Here is a 16303-nt window from a genome sequence, read left to right on the forward strand (position 1 = left end):
TTCCATTGTGATCTAATGGGACTCCGCATTGCAGATACCTTCACAGACAGTCTTTCCAAACTCACCAATGAAGAACAGAAAGCTGTCAAGACCACCGCTTTTGACCTCCAGGTAAACCCCGCCAAGCCGGGGATGCAATTTCATAAACTGGATAAATCCAAAGATAAAAATTTCTGGTCGATTCGAGTCAGCCGTGACATACGTTTGATTGTCCACAAAACAGAGGCCAGCCTGCTCCTCTGCTATGTCGATCATCACGATAAAGCTTACAGTTGGGCTGAAAAGCGCAAGCTGGAAACACACCCGAAAACCGGTGCCGCCCAGTTGGTAGAGGTGAAGGAAACTGTTCAGGAAATCATTATCCCCAAGTATGTCGACGTAGAACAACCCTCACCACCGAAACCCCTGTTGTTTGCCAATATGGTTGAAGAGGAATTGCTGGACTACGGTGTGCCAGAGGAATGGGTAAGCGACGTACTCCAAGCTAATGAAGACACCCTGCTGGTGTTGGCGGATCATTTGCCAGGGGAGGCGGCAGAAGCTCTTTTAGAAATCGCCGTGGGTGGGAAACCAGAAGCCGCCAAGCCCGTTGCAGCTGGTACGGACCCGTTCGCTCACCCCGATGCTCAGCGGCGTTTCCGGGTGATGAATAATATTGAGGAACTGGAGCGTGCCTTAGAATACCCTTGGGAGAAATGGACTATTTTTCTCCACCCGGCGCAACGTCAATGGGTTGAGCGCGACTATAGCGGCCCGGCGCGGGTCTCGGGTTCTGCGGGTACAGGGAAAACCATCGTTGCACTCCACAGGGCTGTCTTTCTTGTCCGGACCAATCCTGATGCGAGAGTATTGCTCACCACCTTTTCCGACATTCTGGCAAATGCTCTACGAACGAAACTCAAACGGTTAATCAGCAGTGAGCCGCGTTTGGCCGAACGTCTCGAAGTACATTCAATGGATTCCATTGGCCAACAGCTTATTAAGCCTCACCTTGGTAAGGAAAAAATGGCGTTACAGGAAACGATTGTTGAGCTTCTGGAAAAAGCTTCCCAGGAAGTCGGGGGGCACAAGTTCAGTCTCCCGTTCTTGTTGACGGAGTGGGAGCAAGTAGTAGACGCGTGGCAGTTGGAATCCTGGGAAGCCTATCGGGATGTAAAGCGGTTGGGAAGAAAAACCCGATTGCCGGAGAGTCAACGTGTTGTGCTTTGGTCCATCTTTGACCAGGTTCGGACAGATCTCGAATCAAAAAACTTAATGACCCATTCAGGTTTATTTAAAAAGCTGACGGATGTCATTGCGAAGAGCAAAAACCCGCCATTCGATTTTGCGGTGGTGGATGAGGCCCAGGATATCAGCGTTGCTCATCTGCGTTTTTTAGCTGCTCTTGGAAAGGATCGACCCAATAGCCTTTTCTTCGCTGGTGACCTTGGACAACGTATTTTTCAGCAACCCTTTTCATGGCGTGCATTGGGTGTGGATATTCGCGGGCGATCAAGAATCTTGCATGTCAATTATCGAACTTCACACCAAATCCGAGCGCAAGCAGATCGTTTGCTGGGTCCTCAAGTGACAGATGCAGACGGCAACATAGAGGAACGAGGGAACACCATTTCAGTGTTCAACGGACCAGCCCCAACTATCCAGACTTTTGACAATCAGGATTCCGAGATAAAAATGGTCAGTAACTGGGTTACCCATCTGAGCAAAGAAGGGTTGATGCCTCACGAATTGGGTATTTTTGTCAGGTCATCAGCCGAGTTGGGTCGGGCGAAAGATGCGGTAAACAGTTCCGGGTTACCGTTTAAAATACTGGACGAGAAAGTGGATACCATCAGCGGTAAAGTCTCAATCAGCACAATGCACCTTGCTAAGGGTTTAGAATTCAGAGCAGTCGTGGTGATGGCCTGTGATGATGAGATTATTCCTCTGCAGAAACGAATTGAGACGGTGGTTGATGATGCGGACCTGGAGGAAGTTTACAACACGGAACGTCACCTTCTATATGTGGCCTGCACAAGGGCAAGGGACCATCTGCTAGTAACCGGCATCGCCCCGGCCTCTGAATTCTTAGAAGATTTAGAGTTGTAAAGTAAATCTGCAACGAAGTTAATGGTGGAAAATTATTAGACATGACAACCAAAGTATCCATGGCCAAAACTCTATGGATTCCTGCCGTATACGATCATGGCGGATTAGGCCGCTGAGGTTTATTGCAATCCAAAATTGGTGGTATGCCCAAGTTTTGTTAGAGAAAACTACCTAACCCATATAAAGTAAAGGGGTCAGGTTTTTACCTGACTACTTATTGAATTTTGAATTTGTCTCAAACCCTAACAATTTCAAGTGTTAAGGTTTAAATAAGTGCCTAATATGAAGAGCGCTAGTAATAGTCTGACAGTTGATCATTTTTGAAAAGAAAGTGGTCATTGGCCCTTGATTGGGTAAATTGTAAGGATTCAACGCTTACAAACTCAGAGGCCATCTTCTATTGTTTATCTCGCCTCTATCAGGACAACGTTGTTTCTTATCATTTCTATATATTCATCCATGGCGGATATATTCAATGTTGTTTTGGATTTACCCTCAAATGGTATATCGTTTTTATTCATCAAATCGATCAATACCGCAGAGGGAATCGCCGGGTGTGGGTTTTCGGAATAATTGCCGCGATCTTCCAGTGTCTCAGCAGATATCACCATTCCAACAACCTCACCTTTCCCGTTAAACAATGGACTGCCACTGTGGATCGGGTCCATCTGAATATCGATTTTCATTAGCCCGGTCTCGTTTTCAATGGCCATTATAAGGTTGCCTTCGAGCATAATATGTTTGTCTTCAAGGGTGTTCGTCCAGGGATAACCGAGAGAAAAAACATAACTTTCCTTAATGTTCCTATTTTCTTTTTGAAAGAATAAGGGCTCCCTTTTTACCTTGGGAGGTTGCACCAGTTTCAGAATTACCAGATTGTCGGTTTTATTTTTATAAATCGGTTTGGCGGCAATATTATCTTCATTTGGAAACTTGATTTGAATATTCTCAGATTCCTTCACGAGATCATAGTAGGTGAGGATATACTGCGCGTCTCCCACAATAAAACCGGAACCCAGCCGCGCAACCGGTGTACTCCAAATCATAATACTTATCAGTACTCCTGTTATCAGGACTATTCCGATCACTTTATGCATGTTCACTCTCTTTTCCAAAAAATAAATAAAGGTATTCGACCAGATAACAGTATATTCTTCTGGGAAATAAAATGCCCTCCCAATAAATAATTTTTAAGAGGGTGCATCTGGAATCTGCTGAATTGAAAATTTAGATGGTTTAAGATGCCTCTTTAGAAATACTTCCTACACCATCAGGGTTTCCATGTCTGACTCGGAAAAAGTTTTTAACTACCATCGTTTTTCAAAGCACGGTCGCCAGGGCTTCGCTCCAGGTCCGGGTTACCTGGACTGGGCATCACAACCCGATCCGTTTCGGAGATACCAGGGTGCCGAGTTGGTTTCATTGGAAAAAGTGCTTCCGGAAGAGCGTCCTTATTTTTCAGAAGCCCTGAAACCTGCACCCACTTCAAAATCTCCCTGGACCTTCACTTCTTTGTCCCGGTTTTTTTTCGATTGCCTTGCACTCTCCGCCTGGAAAAGTTTTCAGGGAACTCGGTGGGCGCTTCGGGTCAATCCCTCAAGCGGCAACCTGCATCCAACAGAGGGTTATTTAATTACTGGCCCGTTGGAGGGTCTTTCCACTGTGCCCGGAGTATTTCATTATTGCCCCGCCATGCATGCGTTGGAACTACGTGCCCGTTTACCTGACAAAATCTGGGAAACCCTGCGTTCCGGTTTTGATCCGCAAACGTTTTTTATCGGTCTCAGTTCAATTTACTGGCGGGAAGCCTGGAAGTATGGCCTGCGTGCATTCCGCTATTGCCAGCATGATCTTGGGCACGCTTTGGGCGCGGTCAACATGGCCTGCGCTGGACTGGGTTGGCAGGCAAAGTTGCTCGATCATCTGGACACAGAAACGCTGGAGACGCTTCTGGGTCTGACGAATAAAAGTGAAACAGAGGTGGAAGTGCCTGATTGTTTAATCGCAGTTTCTCCCAAACCTTTAGGAGTTAAACCGGCCTGGGATACGCGCCTGGTAAGGGAGAGCTTTGAGGAAAATGTGAAATGGATAGGAACGCCAAATATTCTGAGCAGATCCCATGTGGAATGGAGTGGTATTGATGAAGTATCTGAAGCTACCGAAAAGCCAGTTACAAATAATATTTCATCCACGCCTCCGGCTGGAGAGCCTTCGCTTTTTGAGGAAGATACATTTCCTTTAAGAAAAGCGATTCATCAACGCCGCAGTGCCGTTGCCATGGACGGCCGCACCCGGATTTCACGCGACACCTTTTTCCAGTTTTTGATCAAGGCGACTCCCGCTCTTTGTCCACTTCCTTTCCAAACCATTTCCTGGGAACCGCAGGTTCATCTTGGTCTGTTTGTCCACCGAGTGGACGATCTACCGCAGGGATTATATGTTCTTGTGCGAAATAAAAATCAATTGAAGGAACTGAAATCCGCTTTCAATCCGGACTTCTTATGGGAGAAACCGGAGGGGTGCCCGCAGTCGCTGGATTTGTTTTTACTTCAGGAAGGAAATTTTCAACATCAGGCCGCATCTGTTTCCTGTGGACAAAACATCGCGAGTGACGGATGTTTCAGTCTTGGAATGATCAGTGCCTTCCGGCAACCCCTGGAGCAGTGGGGGCCGTGGTTTTATCGCCGTCTTTACTGGGAATGCGGTGCAATCGGGCAAATTCTATATTTGCAGGCGGAGGTCAGCGGTATTCGCAGTACCGGTATCGGTTGTTTTCTCGACGATCCGGTCCACCAGATTTTTGGTATCGAAGACAAGAGTTACCAGAGCTTATATCATTTCACCGTTGGAGGACCCGTTGAGGACACACGACTGACCACACTGCCTCCCTATTAATCGGATCAATAAATCCTCATTGGTTCTGGAAAAGTTTAAACCGGTTTTTCTTCCAATATTATTTCCAGATTAATTGAGTTTCCATGTCTCCAGACTTTTACAGTTAAAGAATCGCCGACTTGATGTTTGTTTACTTCACGGACAATGTCATTCATATTTTTTATGGGGGTGTTGTCTATGGAAAGGATGATATCGCCATCTACCGGCAACCTGAGATTTCCATAGATAAGGTTTCTCTGGCCTCCACGAATCCCACCTTTAATTGCAGGACTTTGAGGCAGCGTCTCCGCTACCAGAACCCCCTGTTTCACATCAAGCTTCAGCAGATTTATGAGGTCTTCGCTTAGCGCGACTCCGGATATTCCCATCCAGGGTTTCAGATAATTTCCATGCGTGATCAATTGAGTTGCCACCTGTTTCGCCTGGTTTACAGGAATGGCAAAACCAATTCCCTGGTAACCTCCGGATACACTGAAGATAGCTGTGTTTATTCCGATCACTTCTCCGTTCGAATTCAAGAGGGGACCGCCCGAATTTCCGGGATTGATGGCAGCATCTGTTTGAATAAGATCATAGAGGGCGCCTCCCTGGCTTTGAATCTGTCGGTTGAGAGCGCTGATGATTCCAGTGGTCAACGTATGAGAAAGTCCAAAGGGGTTTCCGATAGCAATGGCCTTTTGCCCGACCCGTATGTCATCCGAGTTTCCCAGTTTTGCGACTTTGGAAACATAACGTTTGGGAATTTTAATGACGGCTAGATCAGAAGAGGGATCCCGCCCAATTAAAATGGCTTTCACTTTGGTTCCATCTCCCAGGGTAACGGTGATTTTATCGGCTTTGGCGACCACATGATTGTTGGTCAGAATATATCCCTGATCGTCAATGATAAAACCTGTTCCCTGGCCCTGTTTCGGGATAATTTGCCGCCAGAAATTTATGGTCAGAGTGGTGGCGGATATGTTGACCACCGCCTGGTGATTTTTTTCAAAAACATCGGTGGTGATAATTTCATCTTTGGAAACCAGCCGAACGGCAGGTTCCTGCCGGGGCTGGTTGAAATCCAGATCCAAGGCAGCAGGCGGGCCAAAAATTTGAAGGGAAAATTTTTCCCAATGGTTGAATAAAATCGAAAAAATGATGAGAAAAACAGCCCAGATATATATTGTTGTGGAGTTTTTCAAGAAGCCCATTCTGCCCTCCTTGAACAAATTTTTTGGTGGAAACTTGACTCAATATTTAATAAATTTTATCAAATTAATAAAATCGCGAAATGAACCTGTCAATGACAGCAGGAGGCGATGCCTGAAAGTATTTGAAATTAAGAAAAATTGATTTTTAGATTTAATAAATTCTTTTAAAGAAGGATTTGGGGAAGTGTTTTGTTCCTCTGTTTTTGGAAATCTTCGTTACCCGGTAAACCGAAAGTTAAATTAACCGAGGAATGCGAGGCTGTGGAGATGAAAACAGATGATTCAAAAAAAGACGACCAGCTGGATTCTTTAAAAAAGCAGATGGCAGACCAGGAACTAATCCAGATGAATCGTAGTTATCTGGAAAGCCTGGGTGCCCAAAGAAAAAATAAAACCATACGATGGTTATGGGCCTTGATTGCGTGCCTCGTTCTAATGATAGGTGTTCAGTCATATTTTTTGTTTAATAAAAATCCAGACAACCAATTCTCACATAATCAAGAGCCTGGTTTGATAAATCCAAACCTATTTCCAAAACTCTATTCCCAGGACAGTTTGGATCCGTTTTCTCAATTTCAACAAATGCAAAAACGGATGGACAGGTTTTTTGACCAGAACCTGAACCAGTTAAAAGGTGACCCGTTTTCAATGAGGAGCTTTTCTTTTGGAGGTCCCTTTTCCCAGAATTTTGATTTAACAGAAGAAAACGACCGATATATTGTATCTCTGGACCTTCCAGGGCTTGATAAGACAAAACTGGACGTCACTATTGAAGAGCAAACATTAAAAATCTCAGGAACAATAGAGGAACTGAATGAAACCAAAGAAGAGGATAAATTTTTTAAAAGCCAAAGTTCTTCCCATATAGAAAGATACATGACGCTTCCTGGACCCGTTAAACCCGAATCACTTCAAATCGATGTTAAAAACGATAAACTGATTGTCGAAGTGCAGAAAAAATAAATTTGAGTACGGATAGAGCCCAAAAGATGGCAAAAGGAAACCCTCGAAAGAACACAACGCTTGCCCAAAGGACTAAAGGGAGTCTGGTATAGCCTAACTGGGAAATATCAGAAGCTTAAAGCCGACAATAATATCCAGATTGAAACTTGCCGCAAACGGGATCGGGAGGAGCAACACACCCTCATCACTCGCCTGCTCAAAGAGCGCCAAAACCTGCAACGGCATTTTGAGGATTTTAAAGAAACATATAAAACGCAAATGCTGGAACTCCGGCAGGATATCGCGCATTATAAGGAGATGGGCGGGAAACTGCCTGAACAAGAAGCCAGGGATTTCACCCATTCCTTTGAGAAGACTTATGAACCCACCCTGTGATTATCAAACTTGCAATAAAGTAACTTTTATGTTACCATTGTGATAGAGGTAAGAGAATACCTTCGTGAAGATGAGAGCAGCCCTTTTGCTGACTGGTTTGAAGGCCTGAACACGCAAGCCGCTCTCAAAGTGAACACGTACCTTACGCGGATAGGAAATGGAAATTTATCTTCGGTCAAAAGCGTGGGAAGGGGCGTTCATGAATGTGTTATTGACTGGGGACCGGGCTACAGGGTTTATCTGGGAAAAGACGGAGACAAACTGGTTATTTTGCTTGGCGGTGGCACAAAGAAACGCCAGCAAAACGACATAGACCGGGCAAAGGAACTTTGGCAGGAATACAAGAAACGCAAAAAGGAACAGAAATAATGGCAATCACACGTAATTTTAAAGAAACAATACAGGCCCGCGCCTTGCGCGATCCCAAGTTTCGTACAGGCCTTCTCAAGGAAAGCATTGAAAACATGCTGGCCGGGGATACCGAAACGGGCAAGATGCTTCTTCGCGACTACATCAACGCGACCATAGGTTTTGAGAAGCTGGGAAACGCGGTGAATAAATCGCCCAAAAGCCTGATGCGCATGTTCAGCCCCAGCGGCAACCCGACTGCCAATAACCTCTTCGGCATCATCCACACGCTACAGCAAAAAGAAGGCGTTCAGTTTGAGGTGAAAACTTCTCGGTAATATATTGAATTCATTGCGTATAGAGCTCCCGTTGAGCTATAATCAGACCAATAGTACTTTAAGGAATTTCAAATTCAAAAATGGCGCAGAAATCAACAATAGAATGGACAAACGCAACATGGAACCCTGTAACGGGTTGCACAAAAATCAGTGCTGGTTGCGATAATTGCTACGCAGAGCGTTTTTCGGAGCGTTTCCGAGGCGTAAAGGATCACCCATTTGAAACGGGTTTTGATCTTACACTCAGGCCGGATCGTGTCGAACAGCCGCTCACATGGAAGAAATCAAAAATGGTTTTTGTAAACTCCATGAGCGACTTATTTCACAAAGAAATACCCAAAGACTACATAGCAAGCGTTTTTGAAACGATGGAAAAAGCAGACTGGCATATTTTCCAAGTGCTGACCAAGCGTAGCTCTCTCATGCGTGATTTTATCAATGATCGTTATAAAAATAAGACTGTTCCAGAGCATATTTGGTTAGGAACATCTGTCGAAGACTATACTAAATGTTCGAGGATAAAGCATATTCAAGAAACAAATGCCAGTGTTCGTTTCTTATCAATTGAGCCACTCATTGGGCCGCCGGGAGAAATGGATTTAAGGGGTATACAATGGGTCATTGTTGGTGGCGAAAGCGGCCCCCATGCAAGGCCAATGCAATTATCTTGGGTACGCTCTATACGCGATCAATGTGTTGAACAGGAAGTCCCCTTCTTCTTTAAACAATGGGGAGGATTTAGACCTAAATCAGGTGGAAGGGAACTAGATGGAAAAGAATGGAACGAATTCCCCCAATTATCAGACCGTAGCTCCGCCCCTCAAGACCTATATGTAGCCGCTGAGTGATTAAATGTCTCAAGAAGGTTACCTATGGGAATGCCCACCTAGAACAAAGGCAAAGCTAGAGATATTAAACGATTATCTTGGCGCATGGTTTGGCATACTTGCCAATAAAGGTTTTAGACATGTTTATTATATTGATGGGTTTTGTGGCCCAGGTGAGTATCTAAGTGGCGAAGAGGGTTCCCCTGTAATAGCGGCTCGTCTTGCAAGTAGCACGGCTCAAAAATATCAAGGATTCAAAGCTACCTTGGTATTCATTGATAAGGACCCAAAAGCCTTGGCGCATCTAACAACTCTTGATGCCATTAAAAACCCAGATTCCAACGTTACGATAGACCTAAAAGAAGGGGTTTTTACGGATAAAATCGAAAGCATCAAAGAAGTATTAAACCAGAATCCAAATAGCCCAACTTTTAGCTTTATTGATCCTTTTGGTTTTGGCCATAGTCCGATAGAAAACATAAAACTTCTTATGCATAACCAGAGCAGTGAAATATTTGTCAATTTCATGTGTGGTTTTATGAACCGTTTCAAGGAACATGAAAATGAAGAAATTACAGAAAAAATTAAGAGCATGGTTGGTGAAAATGATCTCAGTCAGATTATAAATGCGGATGACTCCATAGATGCATTTTGTTTAGCTTTCGAAAACAACTTAAAGAGTATTGGCCGTTACTCGTTAAAGTTCATGATGAGGGATGAAAAACATATCCGGGACAATGCTTTTTTCTTCTGTGGACGAAACCCTATGGGGTTTGAAAAAATTAAACAAGCTATGTGGAAAGTTGACCCTGAACACGGAAATTCTTTTTCAGCTCATCGGGAAGCGTCAAGAAGTGAATTGCAGGCGAATCTTTTTGAAATTGGGGCACAAACGCATCCTCTATCAGGGATGCTCCAAGAAAAATTTCATGGCCGTCACAATGTTTCAGTTGAAGAAATTTTCAAATGGGTAATTGAAGAAACCGACACTTTTCTTAAGTCCCACGCCAGAATTGAGCTAGAAAATTTGCTGGAAAAAGGCATCATTACATCTATCACGGACCCCTCAGGCTCTACACGCGCACGCCGTAAAAATAGCTGGCCCGATCGCTTGTTATTGAGTTTTGCGGAACAGCAAAATTCAAACTAATTACTTTAAATAAAGTAGAAAAGGGTACTTGCACCCCTGCTATCTGGCGAGGATGGGGGCAGCAAGTGCAAGGAGGCTCCGCACACGGTCCCTTTAGGGGTAAGTGGGGATCCCTACATACGCGAGGGGTGAAACGGTAATACGTTTTATTGCCGGGCAATGTCCGACACAAGCAAGTTTTCGGAGAAAGTTCAAACCAGCTTTCTGAGATGACTTGCAGGCCCCACGCCGAGTGGCTGGCGCATGAAAGGCTCGATGCCGGAATGCACCAATTTCTCAAGGCAAGGGAACCAGGTTTCCGTTGCCGAGAGGCTTGTCGGGTTTCAGGCCGACAAGCTGCGGCTTTTGCCGCACGAGCGAGAGGGATGCAACGGGAGAGCGCAGCGTCTCCCTTGCCAAGATCGCGTGGTACTACCACGCACATCTTGCGGTCGTTCTTAATTCCTTTTCCACTTACTTATTCCCTTTGACCGGCTTTACTGGTGCATTACGGATGCAATGGTCCGAATTTGATGCGCATTAATTTCCATTAAAAATATTTAGGGTGCAATTAATTCTATTTACTGCGGATTTAATTTCTTTTTAGCACAGCCAAAATCCATCCAAAATTTGCAGGCGGTTTCTCACTTACTTCTGAAAAAAGTTGACTGTATGGGATTGTCAGCGCTTTACACAAAAAAAGGGGCCCAGCTTTTAAAGCTGGCCCCTTTTTGAAATACGTAATGGAGGAAGTGGCAACCCAGGAATTCCTGGTAATGGGTTGTCCATTGTTCTTTGCAAGGAGTACGCATCGACGGTGAATCTTCAAACCGTTTGTTTCTAACGCGCCCTGAAAATCTGGACCGCGGAGGGAGCCTGGACAAGCTCCCTCCACGGGTAGTGGTGCCGAAGGTCGGAATCGAACCGACACGGGGTTGCCCCCACTGGATTTTGAATCCAGCGCGTCTACCAGTTCCACCACTTCGGCATGTTGTTTGAGAAAAATACCATATCACGGCCAAAACAACAACGACCAAGAATACCTCGTTTTGCGAAAGGCTATTTTCTGCTTTTGGCTTCATATTGGGCAATCAGGGCCCTGACTTTATCTGCGTCGGGCTGGTCGGGATTCAGGTGCAAGGACCTTTTTAGAAAGGCGACTCCGGCCCTGGGTTCTTTCATATAATAGTAATGCAGAATGCCCAGGCTTCTGAAGGCCGAGGCGTAGCCGGGGTTCAGTTCCACTGCCTTTCGCAAATAGGCATCCGCGTTTTTCCAGTCCTCACGCTGCATATACAAATCCCCCAGCCGGGCATGCACATCCGGAATCGATCCATCAATCCGTGCGGCAATTTGAAAATGCTCAAAAGCTTTCTCCGTCTCGCCTTTTTCGAGATACAACACCGCAACGTTGTAATAGGTCTGGAAATAATGCGCACCTTTTTTCAGGGATCGCTGGTAAAAATCGATCGCCTTGTCCCGGTTTCCCCGGTTGGTGTATGCATGACCCAGGTTGACCAGGGCCCTCACCTTGTTGGGCGATTTTTCCAATACATCTTCCCAGAGTGTGACCTCGCTCGACCAGACCTGATTACGCTTTATGGTGAGTGTTCCATATGTTAGTAACAGCAGTAACAGGGTGACAAAAAACCAGCCTCTCCGGCGTGGCGAATCAGACACAGTAATGTTTATCAGACGAGCCAGGCCAAGCGTGATGATCACGAACACACCGTAGGCGGCCAGGTAAACCCGGTGCTCCGCCGCCAGGTCCAGCAGTGTTACAAATGAAGAGGAGGGACTCAGTACGATAAAAAACCAGATCAAGCCAAACAGAGGCAGGCGGGTGGAGGGTTTTTTGAATGCCACCCAGAGTGAAATCGTTATTGCTGAAAACCCTGCGAGAAATCGCCACGAAATGAGGGTAGTGGCGGGGACAATTTCCGGATCAATATTCAGGCCGAAAGGAAACAGCAGGAGTTTTAAATAATAGAACATGATGACCCAGGGCTGGGTCAATAGGTAGGTTTGCCTTCCGATAGTCTCGACCGCTCCGGAGGTTCCCGCTAAGAAAAAGGGATCGATGGCAAGTTTTGCGGTTAAAGCCATCGCGGAAACCAGGAAGCCTGCAATGATGACGATCTTATATTTACGGATCCGATCCCAGAGAGGGTCCTCTTTTTTTCTACCCAATAAAAAATAAGCCAGCATCGTTGCGGGAAGAGTGATGATCGTGGGTTTAATGCTGTATCCGAGAATGATAAAAAGCAAAGTAACAAGGGTGGTTCGAACCGTATTTTTTAATGTCCATTCCGATCCCGCCTCTCCGGTCTCCCTCTGGAAGAAGTAAAAACCCAAAAGATAAAACCAACCCGCGATCAATTCCGACCGGCTCATGACATACACCACGGTTTCAGTTTGAATGGGGTGCAGGACAAACAACAAAGCCACCGCCAGACTGAGTCCACGGTGTGACAGGAATTGAGATGTGAAATTGAAGTAAGGAAGTGCGCGTTGCGTTACGAGGAATATAAGTGCACCGTTCATCAAATGAAACATCAGGTTGATGAGATGAAATCCGAACGGGTCCATTCCATGCAGCCACGCATTCAGACCATAGGTCCAGAACAGTCCCCCCCGATGGAAGTACTCTTTTAAAACGAATTCCGGACTGATTAACCTGGCGGGGTCAGCGAACTGGTGATTTTCAGAGAGAAAACGTACGGAATCGTACTGAAACGGATTGAGCAGGTGGTTCGCGTAGACTAATAAACCGGCCGTTATTATGACCAGCAGGCATGCAAGATTTGACTGAAATGGATGGGGGTTTTTCATGTTGAGAAGATAAAATCACGCGAAGCTGCTTATTTGGTTTTACTTTTTTTGTTTTCAAGCAAACGCTTGGCGGCGATTTTATATTGGATAGCGGTGGCGTTATCTGGTTCCAGTTTGAGCCAGAGGTCGAGGTAATGAATGGCCTGTTCGTAATTCTGAAACAACATATTTGAACTGACCAGGTTGCTCAGGATAAGGGGAGAATCTGGTTTCAAGCGATTGGCTATCTGGAATTCATTGTCAGCGAAATAAAAGTGTTGCTGTTCCCAAAACACGGTGCCCATATTGAGATGGACCATGGGGTTGTCAGGATTGAGTTTCAGGCTACTCCGGTAAGCCAGAAGCGCTTCATCATTTTTTTTCACCGACTGGTAAACTTGTCCCAGTGTGAAAAAGTAGTCCGCATTGTTGGGGGCCTTCTCTGTGGCTTTTGTCAAAAATGGAAGCGCCTCCTCCGGCCGTTCCAGATTTTTTAAAGCAAGCCCTGCATTGTATAAAACCACAGGATCGCTGGAACCACGATTGATCAAACCCGTAAACTCTTCAACCGCTTTTTCCAATTGCCCCTGTCTTGCATACATAACCCCGAGATTGATTCGCGCTTGTGAGTGGTTGGGGTTTAGCTTCAATGTAGTGAGGAGTGAACGCTCGGCATCGTCATAACGTTTCTGGCCCAGATAGGTTGTTGCGAGATTGTTATGCACCAGTGCCTTGTTGGGGCTTTTACTGGCGGTGTCTTCCCAGATTGTCACGTCTGTCTTAAAATCCTGCGCCCGATTTTGAGTTAGCAATAAACAAAGTAATAAAACCACACCGAATGCAGAATTCCGCAACACGGATTTACGAATGGCAAGGTGCATCAATCCTGCCAGCACCAGGCACATTCCCAAGCCGGGCAGGTAAAATCTGTGTTCTACCACTATTTGTTTAAGAGGAATAAAGCTGGAAGTGGGTAGTAAGGTGATCACACTCCAGGCTCCGCCAAACCAGAGCAAACGCGGTGTTTTTTTATAAAGAAAGTAACCTATGGCCACCATGACAACCAGTGCCAGCCAGACACCGATATCACCCGTGCCGGATACCAGCCGGACATCCGGCTCAAAGTTCTGGTTAACCGGAAGGAAAAACTTCAGGAGATAAAACGATACAAACGATTTGATCTGGGTCAGTGCATACAGGCTTCGGCTCATTGTTTCCGAAGCGAGGTCGCCCGGCAGGCTGGTCATGGTCCCGAGCTGGGAAGTGCGCCAGAACAGGTACAAAAGAGCAGGCGAAAGGATCAGGATAGCCTCTGTGCCGTGATCTTTTAAAAAATTGCCAGGTCGTACCAGCCATAAATACAGCACAGCGATCACAGGCAGGGTCACCACAATTGCTTTGGAACCACAACCGAGATAGAAAAACAAGCCAAACCCGACCAGCAGTTCCAGTCCCCCGAGCCCGGTGTCGGTTTCTCGTTTATAGAAACGAACCAGGCAGATTAACCCCAATAAGAAGAACAGAGAGGCTAATAATGAAGAGCGACTGGAAATGTAGGCCACTGGCTCCACCGCCAGAGGATGCAGGAGGTGGATCGCCGCTGCCCAAAAAGGAACCTGATGCCAATCCTGACGGATCCTTTTGGGAACCAGGGATAACAACTCGAATGCCAGGAAATAAAAAACCAGCCCGACCCCAATATGTAGAGCGAGGTTGACCAGATGATAACCAAAGACATCGAGACCGTTCAGTTCGCGGTTGAGTGCAAAAGTGAACTGTAGTACCGGGCGGTTGAGCAGGTTGTCCGGGTGAAGTGCCTGCGGGTAAATGTCGAGGCTTTTGGTTGATTCATTGTTGACCACTGCGTGGTCGTCGTCATAAAGCATCGGCGTCGACAACGTTCCGGAAAACGCCAGCAGGGTCAAAACAATTAAAATAATCAAACGCTGAACGTGAATTTTGGTGCGAATCGGGGTCATTAAGTAATTAAATAGGGAAAGATAAAAGTCAATAAAGAGCCGTTAGATTTTATTGTCTCGGGTTTTATGCGGTGGAAAAGGTTTCATTGAGTATCACTTCAGCAAGTTCTTTAGAAGCGCCTTTTTGTCCCTCAACCAGAATGTGTGCCTGCTCACCGAGAACACCCCGTCGAGTGTCGTCCTCAAGCAGATTACCAGCTTCCTTGATAATATCACTGGCGTGACTTACTTCGATAGCCGCACCGGAAGGTTTCAGTAGCAGGACCTGAGCTTTTACATTTTCAATGTAGGGGCCGTGCAGTATGGGTACTCCATGAATAGCAGCTTCCGCCAGGCTATGGCCGCCACCCGGGTCGATCAGGCTGCGGCCGACAAAAGCAACATCGGCGACGGCGTAAAGCCGAGCCAGTTCACCCATAGTATCAAGCAGGATCACGGATGCCAAAGGTTCTCGTAGCCGTGATTTTTTCATGTAACCTACGGCTCGCTGGTTGAGCAATGATTCCACCTCGGCCAGTCGTTCAAGACGACGTGGTGCCAGAACCAATGTGAGATTGGGAAAACTTTTACGAAGTTCCGAAAAGGCATCCAGAATGATTTCCTCTTCTCCAGCGTGGGTGCTGCCCGCGATCAGGACTTTGTTATGAGAAGCAAGCTTGAGTGAATCTCGCAGGATTCGCGAGTTTTCCTCATCAAGGGGGTGTAGTTGGTCATATTTCGTGTCCGCCTGCAAGGCAATGGCCTCCTCACTCGCACCCAGATCATAGACTCGTGCGACTCCCTCTGGTGTTTGCATGTAAAGTTTGCTGAAACCCTGAAAGACCTTGCGGATAAAACTGGAAATTTTTAGATAGTTGTTGAAAGAACGTTCGGAGATTCTTCCATTCAGCAAAATCGCAGGCACGCCTTTATCACGGAGTTTGAATATGAGTCCGGGCCAGAAGCCAGTATCGACCAGTACAAACAGGTCAGGGCGAATGCGTTGCACCGCCAGCGAAACAAATGGCCAGGCATCCATAGGATGAAAAGCAATCGTATCCACAAAGTCGAGTTTCTCAGATGCCGTTTGGAACCCACCTTCAGTGGTCACCGTCACCACAATGTAAATTTCCGGTTTTTTTGAATGGATTTCTTTCAACAGAGGGACGGCAGCATTGACCTCGCCTACGGAAAGCGCGTGCAGCCATAGAGTGGGCCGGTGTGGCCTTGGCCTGCGCGGCAAAAATCCGAAGTGATGCCACAGACCATGACGCTTTCTTCCGGTGATGGTGGAAAGAACGATCAAGCCAGGCAGGACAAGCAGGCCGATACAGGTGCTAAGAATGTAATAAAGTGTGATCATAAAACCCGCGAGGGTGTC

The 16303-nt window shown here is 46.2% G+C and carries 13 protein-coding genes and 1 tRNA gene; 8 read left to right on the top strand and 6 right to left on the bottom strand.

The features are described from left to right. Window positions 1-15: 15 nt before the first annotated feature. The gene (locus G3M70_07395) at window positions 16-2088 is read left to right on the top strand and encodes a UvrD-helicase domain-containing protein (GenBank protein ID QPJ61720.1); all 2073 of its coding nucleotides are present in this window, start codon (window positions 16-18) and stop codon (window positions 2086-2088) included. A 404-nt stretch (window positions 2089-2492) separates the two neighbouring features. Here the strand turns inward: G3M70_07395 and G3M70_07400 are convergent, their stop codons facing one another. After that, the gene (locus G3M70_07400; protein ID QPJ61721.1) at window positions 2493-3191 is read right to left on the bottom strand and encodes a trypsin-like peptidase domain-containing protein; all 699 of its coding nucleotides are present in this window, start codon (window positions 3189-3191) and stop codon (window positions 2493-2495) included. Window positions 3192-3369: 178 nt separating this feature from the next. Between G3M70_07400 and G3M70_07405 the strand changes: the two genes are divergently transcribed. Next, window positions 3370-4983: a SagB/ThcOx family dehydrogenase gene (locus G3M70_07405; GenBank protein QPJ61722.1), complete on the top strand. Its 1614-nt coding sequence runs from the start codon at window positions 3370-3372 to the stop codon at window positions 4981-4983. 35 nt (window positions 4984-5018) lie between these two features. Here the strand turns inward: G3M70_07405 and G3M70_07410 are convergent, their stop codons facing one another. Further along, complete coding sequence (locus G3M70_07410) at window positions 5019-6173, bottom strand: trypsin-like serine protease (GenBank protein QPJ61723.1); 1155 nt, start codon at window positions 6171-6173, stop codon at window positions 5019-5021. Window positions 6174-6440: 267 nt separating this feature from the next. On the opposite strand from G3M70_07410, the gene G3M70_07415 reads away from it, so the two are divergent. From G3M70_07415 to tcmP, 6 genes are all read left to right on the top strand, one after another. Beyond that, on the top strand, window positions 6441-7136 hold the full coding sequence (locus G3M70_07415; protein ID QPJ61724.1) for an Hsp20/alpha crystallin family protein: 696 nt from the start codon (window positions 6441-6443) through the stop codon (window positions 7134-7136). A 60-nt stretch (window positions 7137-7196) separates the two neighbouring features. Continuing rightward, window positions 7197-7511, top strand: coding sequence for a hypothetical protein (locus G3M70_07420; protein ID QPJ61725.1), 315 nt, complete (start codon window positions 7197-7199; stop codon window positions 7509-7511). Between the two features lie 42 nt (window positions 7512-7553). Beyond that, a complete protein-coding gene (locus G3M70_07425) occupies window positions 7554-7880 on the top strand; it encodes a type II toxin-antitoxin system RelE/ParE family toxin (protein QPJ63740.1) in 327 nt (108 codons plus the stop codon). Next, window positions 7880-8197, top strand: coding sequence for a transcriptional regulator (locus tag G3M70_07430; protein QPJ61726.1), 318 nt, complete (start codon window positions 7880-7882; stop codon window positions 8195-8197). Before G3M70_07425 ends, G3M70_07430 begins: the two co-directional genes overlap by 1 nt. An 80-nt stretch (window positions 8198-8277) precedes the next feature. Continuing rightward, window positions 8278-9045 (top strand): phage Gp37/Gp68 family protein, encoded by a 768-nt coding sequence (locus tag G3M70_07435; GenBank protein QPJ61727.1) that lies wholly within the window; start codon window positions 8278-8280, stop codon window positions 9043-9045. Window positions 9046-9049: 4 nt separating this feature from the next. Continuing rightward, window positions 9050-10174, top strand: coding sequence for a three-Cys-motif partner protein TcmP (gene tcmP, locus G3M70_07440; protein ID QPJ61728.1), 1125 nt, complete (start codon window positions 9050-9052; stop codon window positions 10172-10174). 880 nt (window positions 10175-11054) lie between these two features. On the opposite strand, the gene G3M70_07445 is transcribed toward tcmP, so the two are convergent. The 4 genes from G3M70_07445 to G3M70_07460 form a co-directional block, all read right to left on the bottom strand. Continuing rightward, a tRNA-Leu gene (locus G3M70_07445) sits at window positions 11055-11141 on the bottom strand. Between the two features lie 71 nt (window positions 11142-11212). Beyond that, window positions 11213-12985, bottom strand: a complete 1773-nt coding sequence (locus G3M70_07450) for a tetratricopeptide repeat protein (GenBank protein ID QPJ61729.1) — start codon at window positions 12983-12985, stop codon at window positions 11213-11215. Between the two features lie 29 nt (window positions 12986-13014). Further along, window positions 13015-14943, bottom strand: a complete 1929-nt coding sequence (locus tag G3M70_07455) for a tetratricopeptide repeat protein (GenBank protein ID QPJ61730.1) — start codon at window positions 14941-14943, stop codon at window positions 13015-13017. 64 nt (window positions 14944-15007) lie between these two features. After that, window positions 15008-16285, bottom strand: a complete 1278-nt coding sequence (locus G3M70_07460; GenBank protein ID QPJ61731.1) for a hypothetical protein — start codon at window positions 16283-16285, stop codon at window positions 15008-15010. Window positions 16286-16303: the final 18 nt, after the last annotated feature.

Origin of the sequence: Candidatus Nitronauta litoralis, assembly GCA_015698285.1 — a bacterium.
GTDB classification, from domain to species: Bacteria; Nitrospinota; Nitrospinia; order Nitrospinales; family Nitrospinaceae; genus Nitronauta; species Nitronauta litoralis.

Bases quoted from the DNA above. Each gene is read 5' to 3' on its own strand.
- G3M70_07435 (QPJ61727.1), top strand. From the start codon at position 8,278: ATGGCGCAGAAATCAACAATAGAATGGACAAACGCAACATGGAACCCT.
- G3M70_07450 (QPJ61729.1), bottom strand. From the start codon at position 12,985: ATGAAAAACCCCCATCCATTTCAGTCAAATCTTGCATGCCTGCTGGTC.
- tcmP (QPJ61728.1), top strand. From the start codon at position 9,050: ATGTCTCAAGAAGGTTACCTATGGGAATGCCCACCTAGAACAAAGGCA.
- G3M70_07430 (QPJ61726.1), top strand. From the start codon at position 7,880: ATGGCAATCACACGTAATTTTAAAGAAACAATACAGGCCCGCGCCTTG.
- G3M70_07455 (QPJ61730.1), bottom strand. From the start codon at position 14,943: ATGACCCCGATTCGCACCAAAATTCACGTTCAGCGTTTGATTATTTTA.
- G3M70_07405 (QPJ61722.1), top strand. From the start codon at position 3,370: ATGTCTGACTCGGAAAAAGTTTTTAACTACCATCGTTTTTCAAAGCAC.
- G3M70_07410 (QPJ61723.1), bottom strand. From the start codon at position 6,173: ATGGGCTTCTTGAAAAACTCCACAACAATATATATCTGGGCTGTTTTT.
- G3M70_07395 (QPJ61720.1), top strand. From the start codon at position 16: ATGGGACTCCGCATTGCAGATACCTTCACAGACAGTCTTTCCAAACTC.
- G3M70_07415 (QPJ61724.1), top strand. From the start codon at position 6,441: ATGAAAACAGATGATTCAAAAAAAGACGACCAGCTGGATTCTTTAAAA.
- G3M70_07460 (QPJ61731.1), bottom strand. From the start codon at position 16,285: ATGATCACACTTTATTACATTCTTAGCACCTGTATCGGCCTGCTTGTC.